The organism is Prevotella sp. kh1p2 (genome assembly GCF_900111525.1).
Taxonomy (GTDB): Bacteria; Bacteroidota; Bacteroidia; order Bacteroidales; family Bacteroidaceae; genus Prevotella.
The window spans coordinates 22,661-46,609 of record NZ_FOHY01000020.1 but is presented as its reverse complement, the minus strand read 5'-3'; the positions used below and the strand labels follow the sequence as shown (position 1 = coordinate 46,609).

General features: G+C 56.0%; 14 protein-coding genes. 2 read left to right on the top strand and 12 right to left on the bottom strand.

All coding sequences use genetic code 11. The annotated features are described in order from the left end of the window. Positions 1–28: 28 nt before the first annotated feature. From BMW31_RS11305 to BMW31_RS11250, 12 genes are all read right to left on the bottom strand, one after another. Positions 29–805, bottom strand: a complete 777-nt coding sequence (locus tag BMW31_RS11305) for a creatininase family protein (RefSeq protein ID WP_091825871.1) — start codon at positions 803–805, stop codon at positions 29–31. Between the two features lie 9 nt (positions 806–814). After that, the gene (locus tag BMW31_RS11300; RefSeq protein ID WP_091825868.1) at positions 815–1,999 is read right to left on the bottom strand and encodes an AGE family epimerase/isomerase; all 1,185 of its coding nucleotides are present in this window, start codon (positions 1,997–1,999) and stop codon (positions 815–817) included. A 12-nt stretch (positions 2,000–2,011) separates the two neighbouring features. Beyond that, positions 2,012–2,929 carry a dihydrodipicolinate synthase family protein gene (locus tag BMW31_RS11295; RefSeq protein ID WP_091825865.1) on the bottom strand — a complete coding sequence of 306 codons (918 nt, stop codon included), beginning with the start codon at positions 2,927–2,929 and terminating at the stop codon, positions 2,012–2,014. A gap of 33 nt (positions 2,930–2,962) precedes the next feature. Beyond that, positions 2,963–4,201, bottom strand: a complete 1,239-nt coding sequence (locus BMW31_RS11290; RefSeq protein ID WP_091825862.1) for an MFS transporter — start codon at positions 4,199–4,201, stop codon at positions 2,963–2,965. 11 nt (positions 4,202–4,212) lie between these two features. Next, complete coding sequence (locus BMW31_RS11285; protein ID WP_255404949.1) at positions 4,213–5,268, bottom strand: mutarotase; 1,056 nt, start codon at positions 5,266–5,268, stop codon at positions 4,213–4,215. 32 nt (positions 5,269–5,300) lie between these two features. Then, a complete protein-coding gene (locus BMW31_RS11280) occupies positions 5,301–7,388 on the bottom strand; it encodes a GDSL-type esterase/lipase family protein (RefSeq protein ID WP_091825857.1) in 2,088 nt (695 codons plus the stop codon). A gap of 121 nt (positions 7,389–7,509) precedes the next feature. Continuing rightward, entirely contained in the window at positions 7,510–9,063 is a 1,554-nt protein-coding gene (gene nanU / locus BMW31_RS11275; RefSeq protein ID WP_091825909.1) for a SusD family outer membrane lipoprotein NanU, read from the bottom strand. Between the two features lie 16 nt (positions 9,064–9,079). Continuing rightward, the gene (locus BMW31_RS11270; RefSeq protein WP_091825854.1) at positions 9,080–12,418 is read right to left on the bottom strand and encodes a SusC/RagA family TonB-linked outer membrane protein; all 3,339 of its coding nucleotides are present in this window, start codon (positions 12,416–12,418) and stop codon (positions 9,080–9,082) included. A 692-nt stretch (positions 12,419–13,110) separates the two neighbouring features. Then, positions 13,111–14,517, bottom strand: a complete 1,407-nt coding sequence (locus BMW31_RS11265; RefSeq protein WP_091825851.1) for an alpha amylase family protein — start codon at positions 14,515–14,517, stop codon at positions 13,111–13,113. Between the two features lie 23 nt (positions 14,518–14,540). Beyond that, positions 14,541–16,232: a DUF5018 domain-containing protein gene (locus BMW31_RS11260; RefSeq protein ID WP_091825905.1), complete on the bottom strand. Its 1,692-nt coding sequence runs from the start codon at positions 16,230–16,232 to the stop codon at positions 14,541–14,543. A gap of 20 nt (positions 16,233–16,252) precedes the next feature. Further along, complete coding sequence (locus BMW31_RS11255) at positions 16,253–17,893, bottom strand: RagB/SusD family nutrient uptake outer membrane protein (RefSeq protein WP_091825849.1); 1,641 nt, start codon at positions 17,891–17,893, stop codon at positions 16,253–16,255. Between the two features lie 17 nt (positions 17,894–17,910). Then, positions 17,911–21,120: a SusC/RagA family TonB-linked outer membrane protein gene (locus tag BMW31_RS11250; RefSeq protein WP_091825846.1), complete on the bottom strand. Its 3,210-nt coding sequence runs from the start codon at positions 21,118–21,120 to the stop codon at positions 17,911–17,913. Positions 21,121–21,310: 190 nt separating this feature from the next. Between BMW31_RS11250 and BMW31_RS11245 the strand changes: the two genes are divergently transcribed. Together BMW31_RS11245 and BMW31_RS11240 are read left to right on the top strand one after the other, a co-directional pair. Next, a complete protein-coding gene (locus tag BMW31_RS11245) occupies positions 21,311–22,420 on the top strand; it encodes a DUF4434 domain-containing protein (protein WP_091825843.1) in 1,110 nt (369 codons plus the stop codon). Between the two features lie 60 nt (positions 22,421–22,480). Then, positions 22,481–23,890: a sugar porter family MFS transporter gene (locus BMW31_RS11240; protein WP_091825840.1), complete on the top strand. Its 1,410-nt coding sequence runs from the start codon at positions 22,481–22,483 to the stop codon at positions 23,888–23,890. The last annotated feature ends 59 nt before the right edge of the window (positions 23,891–23,949 follow it).

The window sequence follows — 23,949 nt, the reverse complement described above, 5'->3', positions numbered from 1 at the left end:
TTCGTCATTGTTCATGGTCTGTTTTAAGCTATTCATAGAGTTCCTGCTGTTGCTCTACATGGGCAAACTGGCAGAGGAACCCGGCATATCCGGCCGCCACGGCTGCGGCAAACCGGCGGCCTTTCTCGGCGGTGGAAAGCGACGGGTTGCCTATTCCGGTATCGACGGGCGAGGCGTACGACCAGTTGCGGGGCATCCAAACCTTGCCTTGGCGCAGGGCATCAATCTTGAAGCCGTGGCCCTCTCCGGGTCCTGCCTCGTTGAGGCTGACCAGTTCGGGGTGGTAGTGCATCATGACGGAGGTCTCAATCTCGTCGGCATGGTCGCCCGGTTGGTCAAAGTAGTCGGCTGCCGGGGCCATCTTGAACCATTCGCCGCAGGCGATGAAGAAGTCGGGGTAGGTCGTAGAGAGGTCGCGCAGCATGTTCTTGAAGTTGTTTCCGCCGTGGCCGTTCACTATCACCAGCCGGCGAAACCCTTGGTGGTGCAGCGATGCAACGATATCGGTGAGGATGGCGCGCTGCGTGTCGTAGCGCGAGTGGATGCAGAAGCAGAGGTCTCGCTGGCCCGGGTTCTGCGAGCCCATGGTTACGGGCGGCATGACCATACACCTCACTCCGTGCTCCTCGAAGGCGCGGCGGGCCGCATCTACGGCTATATCGTGCGAGAGAATACAGTCCGTCAGGTAGGGCAGGTGCAGGTTATGGGGCTCCGTAGCTCCCCACGGCAGCAGCACGATGTCATACGGATGGCGCCGTGCTGTGCCGTAAGTAGCAGTGCATAAGTCGAATTCGCGTGTTTGCATTGCCGTGGGTTACAGGGTTTTCAGGATGTCCTGGCAGAGCGTGTAGCACTGCGTCATCATGCGCGGAATGTGGAACGGGCCCTTGAAGAGGTTGCCCTTGGCGGGCTGGGCCACGGTGCCGTCGCGGTGCAGATAGCCGTACCACTCGCCGTACTGGGCGTCGGGGAAGTGGGCGTAGGTCCACTCGCTGATGCGCTGATGGCGGCAGATGTACTCCACATCGCCTGTGGCAAGGTAGGCGTAGAGCGAGGCGATGATGGCTTCACACTGCGGCCACCAGAACTTCATGTCCTGAGAGTAGTCCTGCGGAGGCAGGTTGCGGCAGTCTCGGAAGTTGATGATACCGCCGTACTGCTTGTCCCATCCCCAGTCCCACGACCAGTTGAAGATGGTGAGAGCCATGTCGAGAATCTCTTGGTTCCAGTTGCGGTGGCGCGCCTCTTCCATGAGGAACCAGCTCGTCTCAATGCAGTGGCCGGGGTTGATGGTGCGGGTCATGTTGGTGTCTACGAACTCTCCGCCCGGTCCTACACTCTCCAGGAGAGCCTTGAACTCCGGGTGCATGAAGTAATCCCTGAGCTCGCGGATGGAGCCATCTATCTGTTGGGTGAGCTTGGGGTCGTCGATGACGGTGCGGATGCGGCTGCCCACGTTGATAAGTATCATCACGATGCTGTGGCTGCGCAGGTTAACCTCGGGCTCGAACTTTGGCTCGAGGAACCCCGGTGTGGTGAGGAAGCGCTGCGTGTCGTCAAATACCTTCATGGCCTTGCGGGCATATTCCTTGTCGCCAGTTGCCAAGGCATACTCTGACATGGCGATGGCAGCAAAGGTCTCGGAGAACACGTAGCGGCGCTTACGCAGTGGGCGGCCGTCGGCGGTGACAGAGAAATACATGTGGCCGTCGGCATCGAAGCAGTGCTTCTCCATGAAGTCGATGGTGCTCTTGGCAGCATCAAGCCACTCCTGGCGCTTCTCCACGTTGTTATAAGCAAAGGCGCAGACGAATGCAAAGCGCCCCTGGAACCAGACGGACTTGGTTGTGTCCATCAGTGAACCGTCGCGGTCAACGCAGGTGTAGACGCCTCCGTGCTCTCTGTCCCAGCCATGCTGCATCCAGAAAGGCATGATGTTTTGTGTCAGGTCGTTCTTGTACGACGTGCTCCAATCCTCTATATACTTCTTTATATCCATAGTGCTGATGTTTTAAAATTGGTTACAACGACTGAAGAAGCCGATGCTTTCAAGTTCTGCTTTCATCCGGGCCTCCTCTTCATCGGTCATGTTCTGGAACGGAACACGGTTAGGACCGAGGTCAAAGCCTATGAGCTTCATGATGCGTTTGCCCGCTACGATGTTGCCGCGGTAGTGACAAATCACGTTGATGACCAGCTGCGCAAAGTTCTGATGCTCGCGTGCAGCCTCTATGTCGCCGTTGTTCCAGGCCTCGATGATGGCTACCAGCTCGCGTCCGTTGTAGTTCGTGGTGCCGCCTATGCCTCCCTTGGCTCCTCCCTGGGCAAGAGAAGGCAGGATGGTCTCGTCTTGTCCGTGCAGCATGTCGTACTTCCCGTTCTTGTACAGGCGGCATTGGTTGTACTCGTACAGGCTTTCGTAGGTGTATTTGATGCCGGCGAAGTTCGGTATCCGGCCGTCTACAGCCTCCAGGAGTTCCTTCATGGGCAGGTAAGCGCCGTTAAACGCCGGTATGTGGTAGTAATAGAACGGCAGCTGAGGTGCCGCCGCAGCTATCTGCTCGCAGTATTTAACCAGCTCCTCAATGCGCCCGATGTGCGGGAAAGGAGGCGCCATGGAGCCTATTCCCCATGCACCAATCTGCTGCGCGTGGCGGGCCAGCTCAACGCTGTCGCGCAAGCAGCAGCTGCCAACGTGAACAATGACCTTGAAACCTTTGGGTGCCACGCTCACCCAACGTTCTGCCAGCGCCTTGCGCTCGTCGGTAGTAAGCATGTAGCCTTCGCCGGATGACCCGTTGATGAATACGCCCTGCAGTCCGTTCTTCTGCAGCATGGCAGCATAGGCTGCTATCGGTTCGAGGTTTACATCCCCGTTCTGGTGGAATGGAGTGAACGGAGCGTCGATAAGACCAATGATTTTTTCCATAATCGAATATCTTTATTATATCGTTAATATATGCTATTCCATATTGTCGGTTTTGGGCTTCAGGGTGGCCAGCTGGAGCACCAGGGCCACTGCAACGATGCCGCCAAGCAGGGCGAAGCCCGAGCCCAGGCTGCCTCCGTCGGCCCATTTGCCGAACACCTGCGTAACGGCAGCGCCGGCGAACACGCCCGTCATGTTCATGATGCCGTAAGCAGTGGCGCGGTATCTGGACGGGATGAACTGGCACAGAATGGGCATGTTGTTGGCATCGAACATGCCGTAGCCGATGCCGAAGAGTAGTCCGGCGCCAACCACTGCTGCCATGCTGTGGCCGTAACCCAGCAGCACGAGCGAGGGAATGGTGAGCCCCAGGCCTATTGCACTGGTGTAGATGCGGCCGCGGAGGTTACGCTGAACCCACTTGTCGGACAGGAAACCGCCGCAGATAACGCCAACGAAGGATGATGCAGCTATGGTAATGGTCGATATGGGGCCGGCATTTTCCATCGGGATGCCAAGGTTCTCGGCAAACAGAGTGGGCAACCAGTTCTTCGTGGCCCATCCCGGAAGGCTGGGAACGGCAAAGTAGAAAAGGATTACCCAGAAGGCCCAGTTAGACAGAACCACAGCAAAGCCGCTGAAGAGTGATGCCTTCTTGCCCTCTGCTCCTGCGCCCGGCGCTGCTTGCCCGTGGCTGGGGTTCTCATGGAGCAGTGCCATCAGGAACAGCGAGTAGGCTATTCCGATGATGCCAAACCAGTGGAAGGTCTCTTTCCAGGACAGCATGGCGGCCACCACGGCACCGAATCCGCCGATAGCCTGGCCCACGTAGATGCCCGTCATGTGAATACCAATGGCCAGCGAGCGTGACTTTCCCTGGTGCCAGTCGGCCAACAGGGAGAGTGCGGAGGGAATGTACAGCGCCTCGCTGATGCCCATGAGGCCGCGCAGGATGTAGAGTTGACGGAAGCTGGTGGCCAATCCCATGAGCAGGGTGACAGCCGACCAGACGAACAGACTGCCCACCACGAGCCACTTGCGGCTCACCTTGTCGGCCACGAGTCCGGCGAATGGCGATACAATACCGTACACCCAGAGGAACACGGCCATCAAAGCACCGAAGGCCTCGGCCTGGTTCAGCTCCCGTATGTCGGCCTTCATGGCCTGCTGCATGGTCGACAGCATCTGCCGGTCCATGTAGTTGAGCAGGGCTACCATCCAAAACAGGCCCACCACTATCCAGGGATAAAAGTTCTTTTCTTTCAGTTTCATGTGCGCTCTGGTTATTTAAAGGTGAGGCGATAGATTTCGGGCGTGCGGATGCCGGGCTTCAGCTCGCCGCCTATCAGGTAAACATGACCGGCGTGCTTGGCCAGGGCGGCACCGGCGCGGGCCGTTACCTGAGTCTTGCCGGCTGTGTACCAGCGGCCATTGCAGTATATGCTGACGTAGGGATTGAACCTGTACCACTCCACCGGATGCGTCATGTAACCCGGCTGCGGATGGTTCACGGCATTGAGGAATACGTCCTTGTTCACGCCTCCCACGGCCAAGATGCAGTCGTCTGTGAGGTTGATGGCAGCCGCACCGCCCAAGAAGATGGCGCTTCCCTGGCAGTCGGCAGGAGCCGGCAGCGTATCAGGCGCAGCCTCAAGGTCGGCAAACCGGCTGCCTTCTATGTGCAGCGTGGCCGGTCGGTCGGCTGTCTTGGCGGTTGAACCGCCCCACATGCAGAAGGCTCCTTCTGCCCATCCGCTTACCGGCTGGCCCAGTTTGGCGCCGTTGGCAATGGGCACCAGCTTCCAGCCTTCGCACGTGCGGTCCAGGTTGAGCACACACAGGCAGCTGCCGTTGCTTACGATTACCTGGCTGCCACATCTGCTTCCGGTAAAGTTATCCATGCTTACGGGCAGCGGGGGCAGCTGCTTTACCTGCGCTTTTCCGCCTTCGAGCCACACCCGGTAAACGTTGGCGAAGCTCTTTTCGGCATTGTTTCCGCCTATGCAGAGCATGCCGTTGTCAAGCTGAACAGTTACTCCGTAGGCGCAGTCGCTGGGCAGCAGGCCCACCTGAACCCACTCCAGCGTCGTGCCATCGGTGATGCGGGCGGCGTAGATGCCGCGGTAATATCTTTTCTTGCCGCCTTCGGCCGCCGGTGTTTCGGGGAAATTGCATCCTCCGGCCAGCAGCAGAAAGTCTCCGGAGGTGCCGGCGAAGCAGGCCGACACGCCTTTTTCTATGCCTGGCTCGGCAGAGGGGAAGCCGCTCATCTTCTCGATACTCTCCAATTGAGGCCCCTGTGCGTGGGCCTGCAGAGGGTTTGTGATAACTGTCATCATAATGGATAAATGTATAATTAGCGATAACTTTTTCATTGGCTTACGTTTTCTTGAAAGGTGCTGCACGGCAATCCGGCTCCGTTAACCAGGTTGGCGCGGGTGTAAGGCTGCCATGCGTACCTTACGCTTAGGGGCCTGCCGACCTGCTGGCTGCTCACCGTAACCTTGTTGCCGCTGATGTGGGCCGTGGCCGGATGGTAGATGCCGTCGTCGCCGGCAAGCTCAAAGCCGATGACGGAGGTGCCCGTGGCGTGCAGTCCCTCGGCGTTCTCAAACGTGAGCACCAGCTCGCCGCCACCGCCCTTGGTGGCCTGCAGGGCTACGCCTGCACATGCCGGGCCCTCTGAAACGAGGCTGTGGCCGTAGGTGTGGCGCAGGGCCTGCCGGGCCAGTCGCTCGCCCACGGGCTGCTTGTTGCGGTAATGAACGTCGAGCGAGTCGCCTACATCGGTCGTTACCACCATCCACGTATGAGGCAGCTGCTTGGCCAGAAGCCTCTGCGAGTTGCGGAACTCGGGCCACGACGGGCGGTTGAGGCTCGACAGCTGGACAAAGTAGAAGGGCAAGTTGCCGTTGCCGAAGAACGCTCTCCAGCTCTTTTCCAGCAGCGTGAAGAGGCGGGCGTGCAGCTCGATGTTGTGTGCGTTCGATTCTCCCTGATACCAGGCCACTCCCTTGATGGCATAGCCGCGGAGCGGCAACATGCCCGTCTCGAACATGTAGGCCGGCTGGTAGGGGTGGCGCTGCAGCTTGGGGCTGGCGGCGTTGCTGATGTTGAACAACGCCCGCTCGCGTGCCCAAGGCTGGCCGAAGTCGTCGTGATACCAGTCGCGGAGTATGGCCGGAAATTCCCATTCCAGCGTGTGGCGGTCTATCCACGACTCGGTGGTGGTGCCGCCCACGGCATTGCAGATAATGCCCACGGGTACCTGCAGGCTGTCGGCCAGCTGTCGGCCGAAGTGGTAGGCAACGGACGAGAAGTGTGCCACGCTCTTGGGCGAGCACTGCTGCCAGCCTTCGTGCCGCAAGTACAGCAGCTTGTTGACCGAGTCCAGGGCCTCGCGGGTCCATTTGATGGCGTTGGTGGGGTAGGCGGCCGGCATGTTGTACAGGTGCAGCAGGCGCTGGCTGGCGGCGCCGGCCGTATCGGTGCGGGCGCTCCTTGTGGCCATCACGGGCAGTTCCATGTTCGACTGGCCCGAGCACAGCCAAACTTCGCCCACGTAGATAGGGCTTAGTAAGAGCTTGCCGCTCCGGGCCACAATCTTTGCCTGGTAGGGGCCGCCGGCTGGCGTGGGCCTGAAGGCAACCTTCCACCGGCCGTCGGTTCCGGCTGTAGCCTTGAGTGTAGTGCCGTTGAAGGCAACTCTTACGGTCTCGCCGGCGTTGGCCGTTCCGCTGAACACCACGGGTTCATGCTGCTGCATGACCATTCCGTTGCCGTAGAGCGGGTCCATGCGCAAGCCGCCGTAGTTGCCCGTGAGGGCCGAATATACGGTTTGCGCAAGGATACCGGCACCCTCGGGGTTGGGATGGATGGCATCGGGGAAGAGGTCGGGACGGGGATAAAAGGGCGAGAAGAGGTCTATGAGCCCCACGTTGTTGCTCTTGGCAATCTGACGGATGTGCTTTCGGATGGCCTCGTGCCAGTCTCTGGTGCCGCTCTCGAAGCGGGGATGGCGGTCAAAGATGGGCGTGAGCAGGCAAATCCATATCTTTACCTTGGGGTTCACGGCCCTGAAGCTGTTGATGAGTGTCTGATAATCGGAGTTGAAATCACTGTTGTAATTGGGCCAGTTGCGCGGGTCGGTGTCGTTCAGGCCGAGGTGCAGCACCACCCAGTCGGCCTTGAAGGCCAGCGCGTCGCGGTATTCCTGCTGCTCGTTGTAGGGCCGGTGCCCCTTGCGGAGCAGTGTTGTGCCGGAGTGACCGAAGTTTCGTACCTCGTACGCTTTGCCCAGCAGGCGCTGCAACACAGCCGGGTACGATTGTGTTTCCCTGTCAGGTAAGCCCAGTCCATACGTCACGCTGTTGCCCACACAGGCCACCTTTGTTATACCGCCTGCGCGAGCCGACAGCAGTACGATTATCAGATACAAGACGAGAAAGTTTCTTTTCATGTTGCCCCGGAGAATTAACAGCTTTTTGTGTACAAAGTTTCGTGTTCTACTACGATTGTGTATAAATGTCTACATTATTAAGAACAGGAAAGAACGTTCGCCCTCTCCTGTTCCTGTTTTATTATTTGTAACCTGCTGTCTGATTGAGCGCACTGTTGTTGGTCATCGTATTCTTGTCGATAGGCCACAGGAGTTTACTCGGTTCTGCCAGTGAGTATTCAGTCGTTTTGCCCATGAGACGGATGTCGTACCAGCGTTTTCCTTCGAAAAGAAATTCTCTGAAGCGTTCTTTCAGCACAGCTTCAACAGGGTCTTCGTCGCCGGCTACGAACTTATTGCCCTCGTAGAATGAGCCCTTGTCGTTGGGATAGGCAACCTCGTTGCTGTAGTTGGCGCCGTAGGCACGCTGCCTTACCTTGTTGATTTCGGCCGAAATGTCCTCACCCAGCAGTGCCTTGGCTTCAGCCAACATCAGCAGGCAGTCAGCATAGCGGTACACGGGGAAGTCGTCGAGCATGCTTCTTTCCGAGGAACCCGGCAGCATCACTCCCTGGAATTTGTAAGCAAAGGGCGCCACATATTCCAGTTGGCCGTTCTCACCCTTGGTGTAAACACTGCGGAGCGAGTGCTTCCAGCGCGAATCTCCGTCTCTGAAGAGCTTAAAGTAGATGTCCTTTCGCAGTGCGAGGCGGATCAAACCGTTGATTTCATTGTCTTTAGTGTCTCTGAAAAGTTGACCGTTTTCGGTATAGTACTTGCCATTAAGTAAGTAGCTCTGCTGTGGCTGGAGGTAACTACGGTAGATGCCATTGAGCAGAGAGAACTCGTTCTCGGCGCTGGTAAAGCAGAAGATGATTTCCTTATTCTCCTTGTTCGTATAGCTGAACACGTCTTGGAAGTTGTCCACCAGTCCCACTCCGGGGCAGTTGTTTACTGCTTCCAGCGCCGTCTTGGCGGTCTGGTAGTCGGTGGCACCGCCGTTCATCTGCTTGCCGCTCCACAGGTAGACCTCGCCCTTGAGCATCTTCGTGGCTCCCAGAGACCAGAAGTTCTTGCCTTTCGTGAACTTATAGTCGTCGGCAAAGGCCTTTTCAGAAGCGTCGATGTCAGCTTTTATCTGCGTCATAATGTCGGCTGCCGGGCTCTGCTTCTTGTTGATGTTGGCCAGGTCGATGGTTGCACCCGAGGTATAGTCCAGGTACAAGATGGCGTCTCCCCATGAACGGAGAAGCTGGAAGTACAGGTAGGCGCGTATGCCGTAGGCTGCACCGAAGTAGTAGTTCTTCTGGCTGTCGGACAGAAAGTCGGTATCAGCGAGCTTGCTGATCATCAGGTTGCACTGGTTGATAACATTGTACATGCCTGCATAGTTGCTAATGCCGGGATTGTCTACCGACAGCGTGTTATACGGCAGTCTCTCCATTCCCTGCGTGGCTTCGCCTCCGAAAGGAGTATCGCCGTACAGGTAGGCTCTGCTTTCTCCCAAGAGGAAGAAGTTACCGGACAAACTTCTGAAGTAGGAGTGGATACCCACGTTGAAGGCTTCGAACTGGTCAGCTGTCTTCCAGTATTTGTCATCGGTGATGATGCTCTCGGGTTCCAAGTCGAGGGAGTCGCAGGCGCTGAAGCTCAGCATGAAAGCGAACCCCAAGAATAAACTATATATTTTGTTCATCATAATTGTAAAATGGTTAGAATGTTAACGAAACACCAAGTAAAACCGTGCGGGGAGTGGGGTATCTTCCGTAGTCCACGCCCTCTGAACCACTATATACTATAGGTTCGGGTGAGCTTCCGCTGTAGCCGGTGATGTAGAACAGGTTCTGGCCGGTAAGGTACACTGAGGCATTCTGCAAGTAAACCTTGTGTATGAGGCTCTTGGGCAGCTCGTATCTCAGCGTGATTTCGCGGCAAGCCAGATAGTCGGCCTTCTCATAGAAGCGCGAGTTGTTGCCGTTGAGCACCTGTCCGGCGCCGTTGGCACGGGTGATGTTGTACTTGGCCAGCTGGTCGGCGTAGTAGAACTTAGGCAGGTCGGCGCCCGTATTGGTTTCCGTCCAGGTGTTCTTCACCTCTGAGATGATGTTGAACGTACCCTGGTACTGGCCCAGCGAGCGTGCCATGAGCTCGTTGTAGATGGTGTGGCCGAGCGCATAGTCGAAACGTGCGTAGAGCGACAGACCTCTGTAGGAGAGGGTTGTGGAGAAGCCGCCGGTAACCTTGGGGAACACGTTGCCTATCACCTTCTGGTCGTAGGAGGTAATCTTTCCGTCGCCGTCCATATCCTCCCAGCACACGTCTCCGGGCTCTATGGGCTTCCAGCCGGCACGTCCCTTGTACTGGCTTTCCATGCCGGGTCCGTAGAGGTTGCCCACTTCGTCTACCAGTTTGTTGGCATGGGCCTTCACATCGTCCCAGTCGCGGAATATGTGATCCTGTTTGTAAGCTACAATCTCGCCGAGCTTGCCGCCTTCCTGTCGGCCGCCAACCCATTTGGTTGTGTAGTGCCATTCGCCGTTTTTGTCGACAACGGCAGGCCCTGCAGCCACCTCGTAGCCGCCTACACGGTTGTTGGGCACGTTGTTAAAGGGCAGTTTCAATATCTTGTTGGCCACGGTAGTGATGTTGGCTGTTACGTCCCAGTTAAAGTCCTTGGTCCTTAACAGGTTGGCGCGCACCTCTGCCTCAAAGCCGCTGTTCTGCAGGTTGCCCATGTTGGTGGTGATGGAGGAGAATCCCGTGTAACCCGGCAGTGCCTGCGAGGTAAGCAAATCCTGCGTGCGGCGGTTGTAGTAGTCGAGTATCACGTACAGTTTGTTCTGCCACAGACCCACGTCGAGACCCACTTCAAAGGTCTTGCTCTTCTCCCATTTCAGCCCGGTGTTAACCAGTCCGGTGTTGATAATGGACGTGAGGTTGTCGTATTTGGGCAGACTGCCTGCACCGTAGGCACCGTACACCGTGTAGTCACCTATGCCGTTTACGTTACCGTTGGTACCGTAGCTGAGGCGGGGTTTCAGGGTCGTGATGGTTGCACTTACGGGCAGCTCTTTCCAGAAATCCTCTTCGGTTACGTTCCAGCCGAACGACATGCCGGGGAAGAAGCCCCAACGGTTGTCCTTCAATCGTGAGATGCCGTCGTAGCGACCCGTGAGCGAGAACAGGTAACGCATCTTGTAATTGTATTCTGCACGGCCGAAGGCTGACAGAATTCTGTAAGCACTCTTCTGCGTAGAAATCTGATCGTACTCCGAAGCCACGTTCATGGTGGAGATGTCGTCGGTAGGCGAGCCGTGGGCACTGCCGTTGAAGTCGAAGTAATCGTAAGTGTAATACTCGCCGCCCACCATCACGTTCAGGTTGTGGGCATCGTTAAAGGTGTTGGTGTAGTTGAGGGTAGAGTTGAGCTGTATCTGGTGATACTTCTCTATCTCTGCACCGGAGCCGCGGCGGGTGTTGGGAGCATTCTGGTTCTGCTGCTGCGTAGCCTTGTCGAAACTTTCGTACTGGTATTCGTAGTTCAGGTTGGATGCGTTGCCGTTCAGCGTGAGGTGGTCCTTAATGATGTCGAGTGTAAAGCCGGCGTTGAATGTGTAGCGGGCCGTGCTGTTGCTTCTCTTGTACTTTGATGCCCAATAGAGCGGGTTGCCGTCGGACGAACCAAAGCCGCTGGCCGGCGTTCCGTCTTCCAGATAAGGGTTCCACGTGGGGCGTTGTGAGCGGGTACGGTAGAACAGGTTGTACACGCTGAGGTACATCGAGGGAGCCGATGACCAGATGTATTGTGCCCCGGCCGTTACGGTAAGGATGGGGAGTACCTTGTACGATGCGTTCAAATTGCCCGTGAAGCGCTTGAAGCCCGTGGTCTTTACCTGTCCGTCTTCGTTGTAGTAGCCTACGCTGGCGGCAAATGTAGAGCGGTCGTTGCCACCCGTAATGCTCAGGTAATGCTCCATGGTCAGTGCGCTGTCATCGAAAACGGCATCCTGCAGAACGCCCGAGTGATCTCTGAACAGCAGCTTGCGGTCGGCATAGTAGGGGTCGTCCATCACCTCCCAACCCTCGTTTTGCAGCGAGGCGGTCTCGTCGTTCAGGTATCTGATGTCGAAGAGTGTGTTTCCCACGCCGTAGCCCATTTGGTTGTCTACGCTGTAACCGTTTGAGTAGGCTGAAACGGCCGTATTGGTATTCTTCATGCCATAGCGGTTGTACCAGATGTAGTCGTGGGCGTTGAGGAAGCTGTAGCCGCGGCGCGCATAGTTCTTTCCTATCTTGAAGTTGTAGGTTATGTTTGCATTGCCCTTCTTGCCTTTCTTCGTCTCAATGAGGATAACGCCGCCGTTGGCACGCGCACCGTAGATGGCTGTGGCACCGGCATCCTTGAGTACCTGGATGGACTCAATATCCTCCGGGTTCACGTCGGCCATGCTGTTGCGCACGATGCCGTCTACTATCACCAGTGCATTGTTGTTGCTGCCGGTAATGGTGGCGCCGCCGCGCAGCACGATATTGGGCGTAGAGCCCGGCTGACCGGTCGTATTAATGACCCGCAGGCCCGTTACCGAACCCTGCAAGGCCTGACCGGCATTGCTGAAAGCACCGTTGCTGAGCACTTTGTTGTCCATTTTGGAGATGGCGGTGGTCAGAGTGGTTCGCTTCTGCTGTCCGCCGTAGCCCGTTACCACGACCTCGTCCAGAGCCTGCGAACTTTCCCGGAGGGTGATGTTCAGGTCGTTTCCGTTCCAGACTGTTTCCATAGGGTCGTATCCTATATAGGAAATCTGCAGGACAGAGCCCTTGGGCACGTTTGAGAGAGTGAAGTTTCCGTCAATGTCAGTTACGGCACCTTGCTGGGTACCCTTTACAAGCACGGTAGCTCCGACAACCAGTTCTCCGTTGGCATCCTTAACGACGCCTCGGCAGTTCTGTTGCTGCTGGGTTATCTGTACCGAGTTGTCCGGATACGCCAATGCGTTGACGGCAGTGCCGGCCAGCATTGTACATACTGTAAGAAGTAGGACTTTGCGCATAAACAATTAATAATGGTTAGTTTTGATATCTGTTAAAATAGGCTACAAATGTACTCAGTTTCGACCGAATATCCAAAATATTTTCTATAAATCTTTACCAGTTTATTAAATTATTTGTGAATGGTGTCGGCTTTATTGGATTGTTGCAAGAAACTTGACCGTATCAAGCAAAAGTGCAGTTTTTTACCGGTGTGCCGGCCGTTAAACTGTATCTGCCGTTTAAGAGCTATCCTTCAAGCCTCCTGAACGGTGCTTTCAAGGGCGTTGAAAGATACCTTCAAGGCCGTTGAACGATACCTCCTGCAGAACGCCCGTAGACAGGCGGTTTGCTAAGGGGGAGCCTACCCCCGCCCTCCCAAAGGGAGGGGTCGTTGTTGTGAGAGGTGGGTGGATAGGGTAAAGACTGCTGTTGTTGTCTTTATGTTATCCATCCGGTAAAGACTCCCTCCCCCTTGGGAGGACGTGGGTAGGCTTTTCCTTCCCTTAGAAATGGGAGGCGGAGGAGAGAATGACATATTAGCAGTAACTTGGGGGCGGGTGCGGCGGTTTGCTGACGGTTGAAGATGGCGGCTTAAAAGAAGTTTTCTGTTGCCCCGTATCTTCAATCGCAGGGTGTTGCAGAGAAGCCAAGGGGAAAAAAGAAAGGGCATCGGTTACGTGAAACCGATGCCCCGGAGTGGCGGAAATGGCTGTTACGGGAGTGTACTGAGGTACTTGTCTATGCCCTGCTTCAGCGATTTCCAGTAGTCGAAGTTGCGCACGTGAACCATGTCGAACACGAAGTAGCCGTCAGCGGCGTTGATGCAGGCGTCGACGGAGTTGGTTACTGCCGGGCCGGCATTGCCGTTCTCAAACCCGGTGGGGTTGCCAACATCGGGCCCGGCGGCAAACGGCACGGCGCCCTGCAGCAGCTTGCGGGCCTGCTGGCAGAAGCCCTGCATGGTCCATTCCGTGGTTCCGTAGACCTGCGAAGCCGGGGCATAGGCCCCCAGCAGCATGCAATCGAGCTTGTCGGCGTAGCCGTATTTCTGGTAGTCGGCATTGGCCCACTGCGGGTAGTCGGCGGCAGGATTATACTTGCTGCTGGCCCAGTTTACGCCCATCTCGTAGTAGGTGGAGTACCATGCGCCCACGTAAACACCCACCTTGATGCCGGGGTTGAGGCCGTGAACCTTGTCCGTAACCCGCCCAACGAAGTCGTAGATGGTCTTGGCACGGAAGGCCAGCCAGTCCTTGAAGTATTTGCCGGGTGCTGCGGGCAGCGAAGCTGTGCCTGGTTGCAGTACATCGGCAGCGAAATCGACGCTTTCGACGCCCAGATAGTCTTCAAACTTCTTTCTTGTTACATCCGAGAAGTCGGACAGCAGGTTGTCGAACCGGCACCGGTCGAGGAAGATGGCGTCGATATCGTACTTGCACAGGTCGGCTATGAGGTTGAGCAGGTACGTCTGCACGTCGTCGTTGCATGGATTGAGGAACTTTGTGCCGTAGTATCTGCTGTCTGTCGGGTCGGTTGAAGTTAGGTCCAGCTCATTCGTCAGACCGTCTTCCAGGTTGAGCGTTGTTACCCACTGCCGCTTGCCGGCATCGCGGAACACGGCTCCCTGCTCGCCAAGTCCGTAGGGGTTGAGGGTTCCGCCCACGAACGTGTTGAAGGCCGCATCGACTTTGAGGCCCAGTTCGTGGCCGATGTCTATGAATGCCTGCAGGTAATCCCAGGTGGCCGTGCGCTCAAAATACCGGTAGTTGGGGCCGTCCCAGTAATCGAGCTTGGTTATCTGGTCGGTGTAGGAGGTCTTGTAAAGCACGTCGCCCATGGAGGGGCGCACGTCTACCACCACATCCGTAAAGCCGGCATCCTTGGCTTTCTGCAAGTCTTCGCGTATGTTGTCCTTGCTGTTGGCAAAGCGCGGGAAGTTGGCGGTGGCGTCAATCCAGATATAGCGCGGCTTGGCCTGTGTGGTTTCCGGCTTTGGAGAAGTTCCGTCCCACTGCCAGTTCTCGAGCGTGCGTTCGTGCTCTTCGCCGCTGCATGCACTCAGCGAGCACATGCAGGCGGCAAGGGCAAGGATATAATCTGCTATTCTTTGTATCTTCATGTTTGCTGTTTTTAACGGGTTCGTTATTTGTCAATGCAGTCAACCTGTAACCCTCCGAAGGAGAGGTGAGTGTTGGAGGCATAGAAGATGTAGAGGATGTAGCCATCCTCGGACGGGGTGATGAGCACGTCGCCGAAGCGGCCGTCGGCTGCAGCGCCAACCGAGCCGTACAGGTCGCCCATGGTATAGGTGTACTTCAGCGAGCTGCTGGTGTCTATGGTGCCTGACAGGGTGGCGGGAGCGGTGGCATCGTAGAGGTAGATGTGGCCGGGCAATCCCCAACTCGGCCAGTAGCCCATCTCAAAGACGGAGAGGTATCTGGCACCGTTAAACTCGCGTATGTCGGCTGCTCCGGTGTTGTAACCCCAGCCTGCGCCGCTGCTGTTGCCACTCAGCAACTGGGTGGCATTTTTCCAGTCCTTGGCGTAGTAGAGCGGACAGTTGCCGCTGTCGTAGTAATCGAACAGGCAGCCGTCGGCCGTGTTGGTGCTGCAGGCCACCACTTTGGAGACGCCGTCCTGGCCGCCCCAGGCGTTTACACCGCTGAAGAGAATGTTCTCTGCGGGGCCTGCCTGCCCGTTGGTAACAATCCAGCGGATGGCGTTCTGGCAGTTGTACGGAGTAGCGGTGATGATGGCGTTGCCGTTGAGGTCGCCCTGCACATGCAGGCGTGCACCTATGTCTACGCCCAGGTTGTTGGGGTAGGAGAGGAATAGCTCGGGTGCCGTGGTAACGGAATTGGTCTTCCAGATGTGGAGGGTCTGCCCGCTCTCGGCAAAATCGCAGATGAGCATGTTGCCCGCACAGTCGCTGGTAATGGCTCCGGTGGCTTTGGCCGAACCTAAGTTAATGGTGCCCATCAGGGTGCCGGTGGCCTTGCGGAAATACTGCGGCACAGAACCGTCGCCCAGATTGAGTATGACCGAGCCGCCAATGCAGGCCAGGGTAGGATGCGTGGCGGCCGGGTTGGTAACGCCCAGCGTGGTCATGTCGTTCTCAAAGAGCTTGGTCTCGCTGCCTGCCCGGTAGCCACTCTTGATTTTCTGCGGTACCTGCTTGATGACGGTATAGGTGGCTTTATCGGTGCCGTTGTCGGCAGTAACGGTAAATTCTACCGGGGTGTTGTAGTTAAGAGGCTGTGCAGGGTCGGGCGAAATGGTGGCATGGGGCGAGAGTGTGATGTCGGCCGTCAGGTCCGTCAGGTCTTGTCCGGTAGCCAGGTAAATGGTTTTGGCAGCCTCGTCTATTACGCCCGTGAAGTCGCCCGGCTGCAGGGCAAAGGCCTTGATTTGGCATTTGTCCGACCGGGTCATCTGCCCGGAGATGGTGATAGATTTCTGCTGGCCATAGGGGTCGGTGTAGGTAAACTCGTTCTTCTTGGTAAGGTCGAGCACGCCGAGACCGGGTTCCAGCTTGCAGTTGTTCTCAAGGGTGGCGACAATCTTCATGGATTTGAGATATTCTTCCGTGGTGTTGTCGCTCTCCTCCGGATAATAATAAGGTATGGGGATAACGTAATCGGTAATGTCCGAGCTGTTGTCAATCTGCCAGTTAACTGCGAGCTTATCCACGTTGGGGCCGGCAGTGAAGTAGGCGGCCAGACTCGACAGCCCCGCACGGTTGGCCGTAGGCGCCACCTTCTCCTCGTCGGCACAGCCGGCGAGCAGGAACAGGGCAGCCAACGAGCCTGCGATGTATGATAGTTGCTTTTTCATGTTCTGATGCTTTTTGATGGTTATTTCCACTCCGGGAATTGTTCAATCTCGCTGTTGTTGTTGATTTCGCTCTGCGGAATGGGCAGGCGGTTCATCTTCTGCGGGAAGTTCAAGTCCTGGTTGTCGACAGTTACGTAGGTATATTTGAAGTGGTCGCCCTGCTTCTCTATCCTGAAGCCGTGGCGGCGGATGCCGGTGAAGGCTTTTTCGGCCAGTCCCCAACGGCGCATGTCCCAGTAGTAGAGCCCCTCGAAGGCCAGTTCCACCTTGCGTTCATGGCGGAGGGCGGCAAACAGATTGTCGCCACTAAGGCCTGCAACATCGGGCAGTGACACTCTGCGGCGTACCTTGTTGATGTACTCCATGGCCTGCTTGTTGTCGCCGGTGCGGTAGCAGGCCTCGGCGTAGTTGAGGTACACTTCGGCCAGGCGGAATGCTATCCAGGGCTGCGTGCTGGCCTGCTGCTCGGCGTAGGCGTGGTTCTCGTCTACGAACTTGCGCAGGTAGTAGCCGGTTGTTGTACGGCCGTCGGCCTTTGGCTCAATCTGCCACTGGCACCATCCGTCGGTACCGCCTACGAAAGGCTCTATGGTACGGTCTCTCCATGCGGCTCCGTTGCAGAGAATGGTGGCCTGGAAGCGTGGCTCAAGCTGGTCGTAGGGTGGGGTGCTCAGCGTGCCTTCTGCGGCATGCCAGGCAGTCCAGTCGGCCTTGCCTCCTGTTGCCAACTCGTATTCCTCGACCATGTCCTGGGTTGGGGTGGCGTAACCGCCCGTCATGGCCATGGCTGCCGTGGTGTGATCTCCGCCCGGAGCGTAATAGCCGTCGAAGCTGTGGCTCATGTTGGACTTGATGTCGTAGCTGTACTGGTAGATGTCCTCGCTGTTGCCATCGGTAAAGGCGTCGGCATAGTTAGGAGTAAGTTCATAGCCCATGGCGAATACTTTTTCGCCGGCTTCCTTTACGGCTGCCCAGTTGCCGGCGTAAAGCATGGCACGCGAGAGGAGCGCGTAGGCGGCACCGCTGGTAAGACGGCCTTTGGCGTTGGTGCTTACCGGCAGGTTCTGGCCGGCATAGGAGAGGTCGTCGTAAACAAACTTCCAACAGTCTTCCTCGGAACTCAGTGCCTTATTGGTGCTGATTTGGCTGAGGTCGCTGTACAGGATAGCCTGATGGTAGCGCTTGAGCAACTCGTAATAATACATGCCCCGGAAGAAGCGCAACTCGGCCTCGAGGCGCCTGGTGGTGGCCTCATCGAAGCTGCTGGCTTGCAGCTTGGCGAGCGACTCGTTTGCACGTCTGATTTGTTCGTAGGTACTTTCCCATACGCCCATGTAGACATCCACGTAGCTGGGCGACAGGATGATGCCGCCGTAAGATATCTCGCTGGGGATATAACAGTGGGCGTTGTAGTTCATGTTGCCGTACTTGAACTCGTCGGTCAGTCCCTCTGTCATTCCGACTGCACACTGGTAGGTGTTGAAGCTGCCCATGTTGGGAATGTCGGCATAGTGATAGTTCACTGCCATTTCCGCGTATTCGGGCTTGCTCCACACCAGTTTGTCGGTAGCTTTGTTGGTAGGGTCAATGTCCAGGAAGTCGTTACAGGAGGCCAGCCCCATAACAGCCAACAAACAGAGACCAATATGTTTTACTTTCATAATACTTCCTTTCTTGATTAGAATGTTACGTTTATGCCACCCATGAACGTGCGCTGCTGGGGATAGTAGCCGTTGTTTACGCGCGGTGATTCGGGGTCGATGCCGGTAGGCAGGCAGTCGATGGTAAACAGGTTGGAACCTTCTACATAGAGACGGATGCGCTGGATGCCGATGGCTCTGAGCCAAGCCTGGGGCAGGGTGTAGCCTATCTGGGCCGTCTTGAGGCGGACGTAGTCGCCTTTTTTCATCCAGAAAGTGGAGGCCAGACCGTTGTCGCCGCCATGACTGAGGTTGCCCGTAGTTAGCCGCGGGTACTCGCCGTTGGGATTGTCTAAGCTGTAGGATTTCTGTACGAGCCAGAGCGGAGAGTTTGCTCCTTCCTTGAAGGTTTGCGTCCACACGGTATTGTCATCGGCTCCGTTGTAGTATGTGCCAAGCAGAGAGACGTCGAAGTCGAACCCACCAGTGAACTGGAGGTTCAGGTCGATGCCGTTCCAGGTAGCTCCCAGGTTGAGTCCGCCCATGATTTGAGGGCGGTTGCTGCGGCCGGTGCGGGCACGATCGCCCTCCCATGTAATCTGTCCGTCGCCGTTCAGGTCCTTGAATTTGATGTCGCCCACGTTGGGCCGCGAGCTGTACCAGGCCGACTTGGTAATTTCTTCCTCCGAGCGATAGAGGCCTTCGGCTATCCAGCACTCATAGCTGTCTACGCTTGTACCTACCACTTTGAGTTGGTTGGAGGTGTTGGGACTGTCGGGATAGCGCAGCCACTTGCTCTTGGCGTAAGTCATGTTGAGGCTGGCATGGTAGTTGAAAGGCTTGCCTGCCAGGCTGAACGAGTTGCGGTGGGAGATTACCCACTCAAAACCGTAGTTGCTGTAACGGTTGTTGTTCATGTACGTAGGATAATACCCGCCCATGGAAGGTGCCTTGTCGCCACCCATGGCGGCCAGCAGGTCGTAGTTCAGGTTGTAGAACCAATCGAATTCCAGTCCCAATTTGCCGTTCCAGAGCGTGGCATCGAAGCCGATGTTTGAAGAGCGGGTCTTGGACCAAGTGAGTTCGGGATTGGGCACGCCCGTGGTGTAGAGCGTGCGGTAAGCGGTGCCGTCGAAGATGCGGTTGCCCCCAATGCTGTAGGTGGAGAGGAATGAGAAGGCCGGTACTCCGTCGTTACCCAAAAGACCGATGGAGCCTCTGAGCTTGAGGTCGTCGAGCCAGGAACGCGTTGACTGCATGAACGGCTCGTTCGAAATACGCCAAGCTGCCGAAAAAGAGGGGAAGAATCCCCACCGTTTGCTGGATACGTTGCCGTTGAAGTTGTAGGAACCGTCGTATCGGCCGCTGAACTCAGCCAGATAGGTGTCGGCGTAGTCGTATTTCAGTCGGAACACGTAACCGGCCGTGCGGGTATGTCCGCTGTAGCCGTCGACGGGATTTTCTTTCAGCGCTGTACCGAAGGAGAGCTCCGGAAGCTCGGCAAAAGGTACGTGGTCGGCATAGGCAGCCATCGTACTCGATTTGTAGTCGCGCCCTTCTACCAGCAACATGGCATCTACGTTGTGTTTTTCAGCAAAGCGGCGAGCATATTCCACACTGAACTGTCCGATGAGTTGCTCGGTGGTGTATTGCCCTTCGCCGACGTGGTTGAGCGTAGAAGAAGCGTTTCGGGGGTCTTCATTGAGCGTGTAGCCGCCTTGGGCATTCATGGAATAAGTCTGGTAGGGCGTGTCGAGGTTTTTGTTCTTTGACGACAGATAGTCGTATGATGCGGTGACTTTAAATGTCAATCCCTGAAGCCAAGGGGCAGCGTATTCCACGCTCAAGTTGGAGTTGAGCTCAAAGCTGCGTGTCTTCTTGTAGCCCGACTCGTAAACAGCTGCCAGTGGACTGTAGGCTACTGCAGCGTTGTTTGGAATGGTGGCGGTGTAGAGACCGTTGTACCGTTGGGGCAGGAAAGGGTGCATCATTATGGCTTGGTGCCCGATGGAGAGCCATCCTACCTCGCCACCACCACCGCTGCCGTCATCGGCACCACCCGAATTATAGCCGGGCGTGCTGCGGCGTCCGGTGGTTCCGGCGGCTCCGAAGCTCACTTTCCAGTCTTTGCCGACTTTGGAGTCCAGGTTTACACGCATGTTGTAACGGCGGTAATCGAAGTTATCAACGTTGCCTTTCTGGTTGAAGTAGCCTGCTCCGAGATAGTAGTGCATGTCGGGTGTGCCTCCCTGCAGGCTTACGTTGTGCTTGATGTTGGTGCCGGTTCCGAAGACTTTCCCTATATAGTCCACGTTGTCCCAGCCGTCGGCGGAGTCGCCGTTGAGCATGGCCTCTACGTTGGCTTTTGTATATATGGGTACATAGTCTTCACGTTTGGATATAGTGCCACTGGCCAGTTTGTCCATCATGTCGGCCATGTTATAGTAGTCGGCATATTCGGGCCCGTTCATAAAAGTCGGGAAGTTGGCATTGACGGAGATTCCATACTGTCCGCTGTAAGATATCTGAGCCTTGCCTTCGCGACCTTTCTTCGTGGTAACGATGACAACTCCTCCTGCGGCGTTGAGTCCATAGACAGCAGCGGCAGCACCGTCCTTTAATACCGAGATGCTTTCAATGTCGTTGGGGTCGATGTCGTTGATAGAACGAGGCATGCCGTCGACGATGTAGAGTGCTTCGTACTGGGAACCGCGAATGCGCAGACTGGCTTGGTCATCGCCCGGCTCGCCCGATACCTGCACGGATGAAAGACCCGGCAGCTTTCCTCCTAATACGCTTGATACGTTGGTAGAAGGGCCTTCGAGCAGCGCGTCGCCCCTGATGGCCGACACGGCTCCGGTCAGTGAGGCTTTCTTGGCTGTGCCGTAGCCTACAACAACTACATCATTCAGAGTGGATGCGTCGTCTTTCAGGGTGATGTCAATGTGGCTGCGCCCACCGACTTTAACCTCCTGACTCTGCATACCGATGTAAGAGAACACGAGCACTCCATTGTGCCCCACTTCGACATTGTACCTACCGTTTGCATCGGTGATGGCTCCGCTTTGCGGATGTCCTTTCACCAAAACGCTTACGCCTGGCAATGTCTCACCTGAACCATCTCTGACCGTTCCGCTCACGCTGTTCTGTGATTGCGCCGGAAGAAGCACAAAGAACAGAGCCATGAGGCTTATCAGAAATGTCTTGCTAAGCAGAGAATTCTGCCAAGATGTCTTGTAATCCTTCATGGATAAATTTTCAATTATCAGTTAAACATTGAGAAACTTGCTCTTAAACTAAGTATTCGAGTGCAAATATAGATTTTTTAAGGATAAGTTCCAATATATTTTCAATAAATCTTCGTTTATTTATTAAATTATTTGTAAATTGCAACCGTTTTGCAACTTAATAATTAAAAAGTTATCAATATCAACTAAAATGGTAAGCAGAAGAAGTTTTATTAAGAAGGCTGCCTTAGCTGGAGCTGCAGCCGTGTTGGGACCGTCGGTTCTGAGAGCCGAGGAAGCCGAGAACAGGCTGCTTGGAGAAGGCATGCCGCACGGTCAGGTGCCGGTGGAAGAAACCGGACAGAAGTCGCACCTCATTGTTAAAAAGAACAACGGGCTGCGTATTACGGGAACCTTTCTGGATGAGATTTCGCACGACATCCCGCATCAGAACTGGGGTGAGCGTGAATGGGACCAGGACTTCCAATACATGAAGGCCATCGGTATCGACACTGTTATCGTCATCCGGTCAGGTTATCGTAAGTTCATCACCTATCCTTCACCTTATTTAATAAAGAAGCGGGGATGCTACATGCCGTCGGTTGACCTCATCGACATGTACCTGCGGCTGGCCGACAAGTACAACATGAAGTTCTACTTCGGTCTCTACGACTCGGGCCATTACTGGGACACGGGCGACATGAGCTGGGAGACGGAAGACAACAAGTACGTGATTGACGAGGTGTGGAAAACCTACGGCCATCACAAGAGCTTCAAGGGATGGTACATCTCCACGGAGATAAGCCGCCAGACCAAGGGCGCCATCGAGACCTTCCACGCCATGGGGCGCCAGTGCAAGGATGTTTCGGGCGGCCTGCCCGTGTTCATCTCGCCGTGGATTGACGGCAAGAAAGCTGTCGAGGGCACCGGTTCGCTCACCAAGGAGCAGGCCGTGAGCGTGCAGCAACACGAGCGGGAGTGGAACGAGATATTCGATGGCATACACGATGTTGTGGATGCCTGCGCTTTCCAGGATGGCCATATAGACTACGACGAGCTGGATGCTTTCTTCTCGGTGAACAAGAAGCTGGCCGACCGTTACGGCATGCAATGCTGGACCAACGCCGAGACTTTCGACCGTGACATGCCCATCCGCTTTCTGCCCATAAAGTTCGACAAGCTTCGCCTGAAGCTCGAGGCGGCCAAGCGTTGCCATTACGACAAGGCCATTACCTTCGAGTTTTCCCACTTCATGAGTCCGCAGTCGGCCTATGTGCAGGCTCACCACCTGTACGAAAGGTATAAGGAATACTTTTTTTAAAGCCCGCAGGGACAATCAACTCCGTTATTCTACGTTATGAATGAAAAACAACCGTACACTATGTATCATGAATTAAACGACACTAAGTTAGGTTACGTGATTTTTCTCTCGGTGGTTGCAGCCGTGGGAGGGTTGCTGTTTGGCTACGATACGGCAGTAATATCGGGCACTGTAGACCAAGTGGCCACGCAGTTCGGCCTCGACACCTTGCAGCAGGGGTGGTATGTGGGCTGTGCCCTGATAGGTTCAATTATGGGCGTGGCCTGCGCCGGCATGATGAGCGACCGGCTGGGGCGTCGCCCTACGATGCTCATTTCGGCCGTGCTGTTCACCGTTTCGGCTGCCGGATGCGCCTTCAGTGGCAGCTTCACGTGGCTCGTCATTTACCGCTTCATCGGTGGCGTGGGCATTGGCATCGTCTCCATCGTGGCCCCCATGTACATATCAGAGATTGCCGTACCCCGCTATCGCGGCCGCCTGGTGTCGCTCTATCAGCTTGCCGTTACCGTGGGGTTCCTGATGGCGTATGCCGTCAACTACCTGTTGTTGGGCGTGTCACATTCTGCCTCGTTTGCTGTCCCGTGGGCGCAACTCGTATTCGTGACCGAGGTGTGGCGCGGCATGCTGGGCATGGAGACGCTGCCGGCGCTCATGTTCTTCGTTATCATCTTCCTCATACCAGAGAGTCCGCGCTGGCTTGTGGTGCGTGGAAAAGATGACAAGGCTGCCGGCATACTCGGCAAGATTTACACCAACAGCGCAGCCGTGAGCCAGCAGCTGCAGGATACCAGGTCAACCGTCTCCGGCGAAGTGAAATCGGAGTGGCGCGAACTGCTGCAGCCGGGCATCTTCAGGGCAGTAGTCATTGGCGTGTGTATAGCCATTCTCGGCCAGTTCATGGGCGTAAATGCGGTGCTCTACTACGGCCCGTCCATCTTCCGCGATGCAGGCATGGACGACCCTCTCTTCTGTCAGGTGCTGGTAGGCGTAGTAAATACGCTCACCACCGTGCTGGCCATGAGTATTATAGATAAGGTGGGACGCCACAAGCTCATCTACTACGGCGTGTCGGGCATGATAGTCTCGCTCCTGCTCATCGCCGTCTACTTCCTGTGGCCGTCGGCATTTCCGCCTGCGTTCATGCTTACCTTCTTCCTGCTCTACGTGTTCTGCTGCGCCGTCTCCATCAGTGCGGTGGTGTGGGTGTTGCTTTCGGAGATGTATCCCAACCGTGTGCGCGGCCTGGCTATGTCGGTGGCAGGCTTTGCCCTGTGGATAGGCACCTACCTCATCGGCCAGCTTACGCCCTGGATGCTGGAGCATCTGTCGCCTGCCGGCACGTTCCTGCTCTTTGCCGTGATGTGCGTGCCCTACATGCTCATCATGTGGAAGCTGGTACCCGAGACGGCCGGCATGTCGCTGGAGGATATAGAGAGATACTGGACGAAAGCAAGTGGCTCAAGAAGATAAGCACTCAAGAAGTTATCCGTTCGCTTCGCTCACAGAGAAGTTAAAGCCGATGGCCTTGT

Bases quoted from the DNA above. Each gene is read 5' to 3' on its own strand.
- BMW31_RS11270 (WP_091825854.1), bottom strand. From the start codon at position 12,418: ATGCGCAAAGTCCTACTTCTTACAGTATGTACAATGCTGGCCGGCACT.
- BMW31_RS11250 (WP_091825846.1), bottom strand. From the start codon at position 21,120: ATGAAGGATTACAAGACATCTTGGCAGAATTCTCTGCTTAGCAAGACA.
- BMW31_RS11265 (WP_091825851.1), bottom strand. From the start codon at position 14,517: ATGAAGATACAAAGAATAGCAGATTATATCCTTGCCCTTGCCGCCTGC.
- BMW31_RS11285 (WP_255404949.1), bottom strand. From the start codon at position 5,268: ATGATGACAGTTATCACAAACCCTCTGCAGGCCCACGCACAGGGGCCT.
- BMW31_RS11305 (WP_091825871.1), bottom strand. From the start codon at position 805: ATGCAAACACGCGAATTCGACTTATGCACTGCTACTTACGGCACAGCA.
- BMW31_RS11255 (WP_091825849.1), bottom strand. From the start codon at position 17,893: ATGAAAGTAAAACATATTGGTCTCTGTTTGTTGGCTGTTATGGGGCTG.
- BMW31_RS11300 (WP_091825868.1), bottom strand. From the start codon at position 1,999: ATGGATATAAAGAAGTATATAGAGGATTGGAGCACGTCGTACAAGAAC.
- BMW31_RS11295 (WP_091825865.1), bottom strand. From the start codon at position 2,929: ATGGAAAAAATCATTGGTCTTATCGACGCTCCGTTCACTCCATTCCAC.
- BMW31_RS11290 (WP_091825862.1), bottom strand. From the start codon at position 4,201: ATGAAACTGAAAGAAAAGAACTTTTATCCCTGGATAGTGGTGGGCCTG.
- BMW31_RS11260 (WP_091825905.1), bottom strand. From the start codon at position 16,232: ATGAAAAAGCAACTATCATACATCGCAGGCTCGTTGGCTGCCCTGTTC.
- BMW31_RS11240 (WP_091825840.1), top strand. From the start codon at position 22,481: ATGTATCATGAATTAAACGACACTAAGTTAGGTTACGTGATTTTTCTC.
- BMW31_RS11280 (WP_091825857.1), bottom strand. From the start codon at position 7,388: ATGAAAAGAAACTTTCTCGTCTTGTATCTGATAATCGTACTGCTGTCG.
- nanU (WP_091825909.1), bottom strand. From the start codon at position 9,063: ATGAACAAAATATATAGTTTATTCTTGGGGTTCGCTTTCATGCTGAGC.
- BMW31_RS11245 (WP_091825843.1), top strand. From the start codon at position 21,311: ATGGTAAGCAGAAGAAGTTTTATTAAGAAGGCTGCCTTAGCTGGAGCT.